Below are 6,533 nucleotides of genomic sequence, written 5' to 3'. Positions count from 1 at the left end.
CCCCCCCCCCCCCCCCCCCCCCCCCCCCCCCCCCCCCCCCCCCCCCCCCCCCCCCCCCCCCCCCCCCCCCCCCCCCCCCCCCCCCCCCCCCCCCCCCCCCCCCCCCCCCCCGCCCCCCGCCCCCCCCCCCCCCCCCCCCCCCCCCCCCCCCCCCCGGCCGGCTTTCGCCCGTCGCCCGATGCGCCGCCCTCAGGGCGAGCTGGAGCGCCGCTACCGACGGCTGCTCTGGGCGTACCCGTCGGCGTACCGGCAGGACCGGGGCGCCGAGCTCGTCGGAACGTACCTCGATCTCGCGAGCGAGGGCCGGCTTCGGCCCTCGCTCGCGGACGCCGCCGACCTCGTGGGCGGCAGCCTCCGCGAGCGGCTGCGGCGCGCCCCCTCGGTCAGTCGGCTCCCGCGGCGGCGGGGGTCGGGGTGCGGTCAGCCCTCGCCGCCCGTACCCACCGCACGACCGCCCAGATCAGCAACAGCGTCATGAGCGGCGCACCGGGCACCTTGGTATACCGGGCCAGGCCGGTGCCGTCCGGCAACACCAGGAACGATCCGACCAGCGCGATCCCGGCGAACCACGTGCCCCGCCGGGCGGTTGCGGCGAGCACCGTCAGCGGCCAGATCCAGTACCAGGGGTGCACGATCGGGGAGAGCGCGACGGTCGCGGCGAGCGCCAGTCCGGCGTAGAACAGCGGTTCCCGGGTGCGGGCCCGCCACCAGAACCAGACCAGCAGCACGGCCAGCGTGACCAGGCCGACGGCCCGGGCCACCGGCAGCGCGTCCAGGTGCACCCCGAAGATCACCGCGACGTAGCCGATGGTCTGGCCGACCGCCGTCGAGGGCGACGTCCAGGCGATCACGTCGCCCCCGCTCTCCAGGCCACCGATCCAGCCGAAGTCCAGGCCGCCGACGTAGGTCACCCCGACTATCGTGGCGACCGCTCCCACGACCACCGGCGCACCGTCACGGAGCAGGGTCCGGATCCGGTACGGCCCGGCCATCGCGGCCAGCGCGGCGAACGGGATCACCACCAATCCGGTGATCTTGATCGACACCGCCAGCCCGAGCAGCACTCCGCCGGCCAGCAACAGGCCGGGCCGTCCGGGGCGGGCGGCCACCACTGCCAGACCGGCGACCAGCAGGCCGACCATCAACGCGTCGTTGTGCGCACCGGCCACCAGGTGCACCCCGATGAGCGGGCTGGCCAGGGCCAGCCAGAGCGCCCGCCCGACGGGGACCCCGCAGCGGCGGGCCAGCACCGGCAGGCAGGCGGCGATCAGCGCCACCCCGGCGACCGCGAGCAGCCGGAACGCGACGACGGCGGCGGTCAACGAACCGGTCGCCTTCACCACCGCCCCGGCGAGCACCACGAACAGCGGCCCGTACGGTGCCGGGGTGTCCCGCCAGATGTAGGAGATGCTGTCCAGCCACGGGCAGGGCAGCGCGGACACCCCCTGCTCGTACGGGCTGATCCCGTTGGCGAAGCTGGCCCCCTGGCAGGCGTACGCGTAGACGTCCCGGCTGGCCATCGGCGGGATGACCAGCAGCGGTAGCAGCCAGAGCCCGGCGGTGACCAGCGCCCAGCGTGCCGACGGCACCCGGTCGCGCATCGACCACCAGGCCCACGCCATCAGGGCGGTGCCGAGCAGCCAGGCCGCGATGATCAGCGGCCCGTTCGGCCCCTGCCAGATACTGAGCGGGGTGGGGCGCAGGTCACCCGTCGGGAACGCGCCGCCGAGGTACGCGGACACGGCGAGCAGCAGGGAACCGGTCAAACCCGTCCAGCGCGCGAGGTGGTGAGGCACGCCCGCCATGCTGCCAGTACGGTGGTCGCGGTACGGAGGTGGGCATGCGACGCAGTGCGGTGGTGGCGGTCTCCGCCGGGTTCGCGGCCGTCCTGGGCGCGGGGTACCTGCTCCTGCCGAGGATGGGCTCCGACCTCTCGGCCCAGGTGGCCCGCGCCGACTTCTTCGCCGCGCACGGCCCCGCCCTGATGGACCTGCGGTGGTACGGCGGGATCCAGCCGCTGGGCTACAGCCTGGTCTCCCCGCCGGTGATGGCTGTCCTCGGCGTCCGGGTGACCGGCGTTCTCGCGTTGGTGGTCGCGGCGGCGGCGTTCGCTGCGCTGCTGGTGCGTACCGGGGTGCCCCGCCCGCTGCTCGGCGGCCTGGTCGGGGTGGTCACCATCGCCGGCAACCTCGTCTCCGGACGGGTCACCTACGGCCTCGGCGTGGCGTTCGGGCTCGTCGCCCTGCTCGCGCTCACCCTGCCGACGAAGACGTCACCGGGCTGCCGCTGCCTGCGTGTCGGGCTGGCCGCTGCCGCAGCGCTGCTGGCCTCGGCGACCAGCCCGGTCGCCGGCCTGTTCGTCGGGCTGGCCGGGGTCGCGCTGCTACTCACCCGCCGGTACGGCGACGGTCTGCTGCTCGGGGTCGCCGCGGCGGCCCCGCTGACGCTGACCGGGCTGCTGTTCGGCGAGGGCGGCTGGATGAACATCAGCCGCACCGACACCCTGCACGCCGTGCTGACCAGCCTGGTGGTGGCCGCGCTGGTGGCGTACCGGCCGGTCCAGGTGGGCGCGCTGCTGTCGGCGGCCGGGGTGCTCCTCGCCGCGCTGGTACACACGCCGGTCGGGCTGAACGCGACCCGGCTGGTGGTGATGTTCGCGCTGCCGGTGCTGGCCGCCGCCGCCCGGCTGCCGGAGCGGGCCACCGGGCGGCTGCCGGCCACGCTGCGCCGGGGCGGGGTGGCCGGCACCGCCCTGGCGGCGCTGCTGGCCGCCATCTGCTGGTGGCAGCCCCCGGTGGTGCCGGCCGACCTCCGTGGCGTGGGCCACCCGACCAGTGAGCCGGGCTACTTCGCCCCGCTGAGCGCCGAGCTGGCCCGGCGTGGGCTCACCGGGCGGGTCGAGGTGCCGCCGACCCGCGATTACTGGGAGGCCGCCCTCCTCGGCGACGTCCCGCTGGCCCGGGGCTGGCTGCGGCAGGCCGACATCGCCCGCAATCCGCTCTTCTTCACGACCGTGCCGGGTGCCGCCGGCACCGGCGTGCCGCTGACCGCCGACAGCTACCGGGACTGGCTGGCCGACAACGCCGTGCAGTACGTCGCCATGCCCGACGCCGAGCTGTCCTGGGTGGGGCGCGCGGAGGCGGAACTGGTCGACGGCGGCCTGCCGTACCTCACCGAGGTCTGGTCCGAAGGGCACTGGCGGCTCTACGCGGTGGCCGACCCGACGCCCCTGGTAGCGCCGCCGGGCGTGCTGACAGGGCACGATGCTCACTCGATGACAGTCGAAGCTCCCGCCGGGGTCCCCGTGTCGATCCGGATCCGGTACAGCCGATGGCTGACCGCCGATCCCCCCGCGCGGCTGTCTGCCGCCGGGAAGTGGACGACTATGACGGTGCCGGTCACCGGCCGGTACACGATCCGCTAGCCGGCGGCTCCGCCCTGCCCCGACGCCGACGCCTGGGCTCAGGCGTCGAGGACGCGTTCCATCGCGGCGCGGGAGCGGCGGCCGGTGCGCAAGTATTCGTCGAGGAACTCGCCGGGGTCGTCGCGGCCGAGCAACCGGACCACCCCGGCCAGCTCCACGCCGTGCCGGGGCAACTGGTCGCCCTCCCGGCCGCGGACCAGCATCAGCGCGTTGCGGACCTGCGCGGCCAGCGTCCACCCGGCGGCCATCGCGGCGGCGTCCGCCGGGTCGACCAGGCCGGCGTCGGCCGCCGCCACGAGCGCGTCGAGGGTACGCGTGCCGCGCAGTGCCGGGAGCTGCCCGGCGTGCCGGAGCTGGAGCAACTGGACCGCCCACTCGACGTCGGCGAGCCCGCCCCGGCCCAGCTTGGTGTGGGTGGCCGGGTCGGCGCCCCGGGGCAGCCGCTCGGTCTCCACCCGCGCCTTGATCCGGCGGATCTCGACGATCTGCTCCCGGGTCAGCCCGTCGGCCGGGTAGCGGACCGGATCGGCCATCGCCTCGAACTCCGTACCCAGGTCGGCGTCGCCGCAGACGAACCGGGCCCGCAGCAGCGCCTGGGCCTCCCACACCTTCGACCAGCGGGCGTAGTACTGCGCGTAGGCGGCGAGGCTGCGCACCAGGGGGCCCTGTCGGCCCTCCGGGCGCAGGTCGGCATCCACCCCGAGCGGCGGGTCGGGGGCCGGGGCGGAGAGCAGTCGGCGCAGTTCCTCGGCGATCGCGTGGGCGGCGGCGCTGGCCACGCCCTCGTCCGCCCCGGCGGGCGGGTCGTAGACGAAGAGCACGTCGGCGTCGGAGAGGTAGTTCGACTCGTACCCGCCGAGCCGACCCATGCCGATCACCGCGAACCGCAGGCCGGGCAGGGCCTGCTGGGCGGAGCGAGTGGCACGCAGCGCGGCGGCCAGGGTCGCGTCGGTGACGCCGGCCAGGGCGGTGCCGACGGTGGTGATGTCGGCGAGGCCGAGCCGGCCTTCCGGGTCGGGGCGGGTCGGGGTGGGGGCGAGCGACCCGGCGCGGCTGAGCACGTCGGCGCAGGCGATCCGGACCAGTTCCCGGCGGCGCAACGCACGCACCGCCCGGGTCGCCTCGACCGGGTCGGCGTGCCGGGCCGCCGCTGCGGCGAAACCCTCGCAGAGCACGTCGCGGCGGCGCGGGGTCAGCTCGTTCTCCTCGGCCAGCATCCGCAGCGCCTCCGGCTCCCGGGCCAGCAGGTCGGCGGCGTACCGGGAGGAGGAGAGCACCCGGGCCAGCCGGCGGGCCACCGGGCCGGAGTCGCGCAGCAGCCGCAGGTACCAGGGGGTGCTGCCCAGCTTGTCGGAGACCTTGCGGTAGTTGAGCAGCCCCCGGTCCGGCTCGGGCGCGTCGGCGAACTCGCTGAGCAGCACCGGCAGCAGGGTGCGCTGGATGGCGGCGGTGCGGCTCACCCCGCCGGTGAGGGACTGGAGGTGGCGCAGCGCCCCGGCCGGGTCGGCGAAGCCGAGGATCTCCAGCCGGTGCCGGGCCGCCTCCGGGGTGAGTCGCAGCCCGTCGGCGGGGACCCGGGCGACCGACTCCAGCAGCGGCCGGTAGAGCAGCTTGGCGTGCAGCCGGCGTACCTCGGTGGCGTGGGTGACCCACTCGGCGCGGAACTCCTCGACGACGCTGCGGCCCGGGGTCGCCGCGTAGCCGAGGGCGGCGGCGAGCCAGCGCAGCGCGGCCGGCTCGGTCGGCACGGTGTGGGTGCGGCGCAGGCCCTGGAGCTGGAGCCGGTGCTCGACGCCACGCAGGAAGCGGTACCCGCGCAGCAGCGCCTCCCCGTCGGCCCGGCCGACGTAGCCGCCGGCAACCAGGGCGCGCAGGGCGGGGATGGTGCCGGGGACGCGCAGCGTCTCGTCGCCCCGGCCGTGCACCAGTTGCAGCAGCTGGACGGCGAACTCGATGTCGCGCAGCCCGCCGGGGCCGCGTTTGATCTCGCGGTCCAGCTCCTTCGGCGGGATGTTGTCGATGATCCTGCGGCGCATCGAGCGGACGTCGGAGACCGCCTCGGGGCGTTCTGCGGCCCGCCAGACCAGCGGGGCGAGCTGGTCGATCCACTCCTGGGACAACGCCAGGTCGCCGGCCGCCGGGCGGGCCTTCAGCAGCGCCTGAAACTCCCAGGTGCGCGCCCAGCGCCGGTAGTACGCCAGGTGGCTGGCCAGGGTGCGGACCAGCGGGCCCCGGCTGCCCTCGGGCCGCAGCGCGGCGTCGACCGGCCAGGCGACCAGCCCACAGATGTGGATCAGTCGGGTGGCGATCGTGGTGGCCGCCGGCAGCTCGTCGTCCTCGGCGCAGACGAAGATCACGTCGACGTCGGAGACGTAGTTCAGCTCGCCGCCGCCGCACTTGCCCATCGCCACCACGCCGAGGCGTGGCCGGGCCGTGCCCTCGGGCAGCTCGCCCACCGCGATGTCGTACGCCGCGGCGAGGGTGGCGTCGGCGAGCGCGGAGAGCGCGGCCATGGTCTGTTCCAGGGCCCGCCCGGCGGTCAGGTCGGCCGCCGCGATCCGCAGCAGGGCCAGCCGGTACGCCTGGCGGAGCACCGCGATCGGCTGGGTGGACGCGGTGACCCGGGTCGCGGCGGCCAGGTCCAGCCGGCCCTCGGCGACGGGGGCCAGCCCGTCGGGGGCGGTGCCCAGCACCGGCCACTGGCCGGGGTTGGCCACCAGGTGATCGCCGAGCGCCGACGACGCGCCGAGCACCGCGACCAGTCGCCGGCGCAGCCCCGGGTCGGCGTGCAGCGCGTCCAGCAGCGTCGAGTCGGCCGAACCAGCGGCCGGGCCAGCAGGCAGGCCGGCGGCGTCGCCGCTGCGCTCGGCGGCGCGTCGCTCGGACTCCACGAGGCGGTGCAGCTGACGCAGGGCCAGGTCCGGGTCGGCGGCCCGGGACAGCGCGGCCAGCAGATCGCCAGCGCGTTCGTCGACCGGCTCCTGCTCGGGTGGCCGCCACAGGCCCAGCCCGGACGGGCCGAGCAGGTCGGCGGCCCGGGAGCCGTTGTCGCCGTCGGCGACGCCGAAGCCGTAGCGGGCCAGCCGGGCCCGGGCCGGTCTGCTCATCG

At 76.4% G+C, this 6,533-nt stretch carries 3 protein-coding genes; 1 reads left to right on the top strand and 2 read right to left on the bottom strand.

What is annotated here, in order from left to right; translation table 11 throughout:
* Positions 1–383 precede the first annotated feature (383 nt).
* Positions 384–1,796 (bottom strand): polyprenol phosphomannose-dependent alpha 1,6 mannosyltransferase MptB, encoded by a 1,413-nt coding sequence (gene mptB / locus SNR22_RS13550; RefSeq protein WP_320066882.1) that lies wholly within the window; start codon positions 1,794–1,796, stop codon positions 384–386.
* A gap of 44 nt (positions 1,797–1,840) precedes the next feature.
* Here mptB and SNR22_RS13545 point away from each other — a divergent pair, with 44 nt between their 5' ends.
* Positions 1,841–3,424 (top strand): hypothetical protein, encoded by a 1,584-nt coding sequence (locus SNR22_RS13545; RefSeq protein WP_320066881.1) that lies wholly within the window; start codon positions 1,841–1,843, stop codon positions 3,422–3,424.
* A gap of 38 nt (positions 3,425–3,462) precedes the next feature.
* Here the strand turns inward: SNR22_RS13545 and SNR22_RS13540 are convergent, their stop codons facing one another.
* On the bottom strand, positions 3,463–6,531 hold the full coding sequence (locus tag SNR22_RS13540; protein WP_320066880.1) for a bifunctional [glutamine synthetase] adenylyltransferase/[glutamine synthetase]-adenylyl-L-tyrosine phosphorylase: 3,069 nt from the start codon (positions 6,529–6,531) through the stop codon (positions 3,463–3,465).
* Between the last annotated feature and the right edge of the window lie 2 nt (positions 6,532–6,533).

Origin of the sequence: Micromonospora sp. RTGN7, from assembly GCF_033804645.1 — a bacterium.
Taxonomy (GTDB): domain Bacteria; phylum Actinomycetota; class Actinomycetes; order Mycobacteriales; family Micromonosporaceae; genus Micromonospora.
The sequence above is the reverse complement of the archived record's forward strand: the minus strand, read 5'-3'. Positions and strand labels throughout refer to the sequence as shown.

Bases quoted from the DNA above. Each gene is read 5' to 3' on its own strand.
- SNR22_RS13545 (WP_320066881.1), top strand. From the start codon at position 1,841: ATGCGACGCAGTGCGGTGGTGGCGGTCTCCGCCGGGTTCGCGGCCGTC.
- SNR22_RS13540 (WP_320066880.1), bottom strand. From the start codon at position 6,531: ATGAGCAGACCGGCCCGGGCCCGGCTGGCCCGCTACGGCTTCGGCGTC.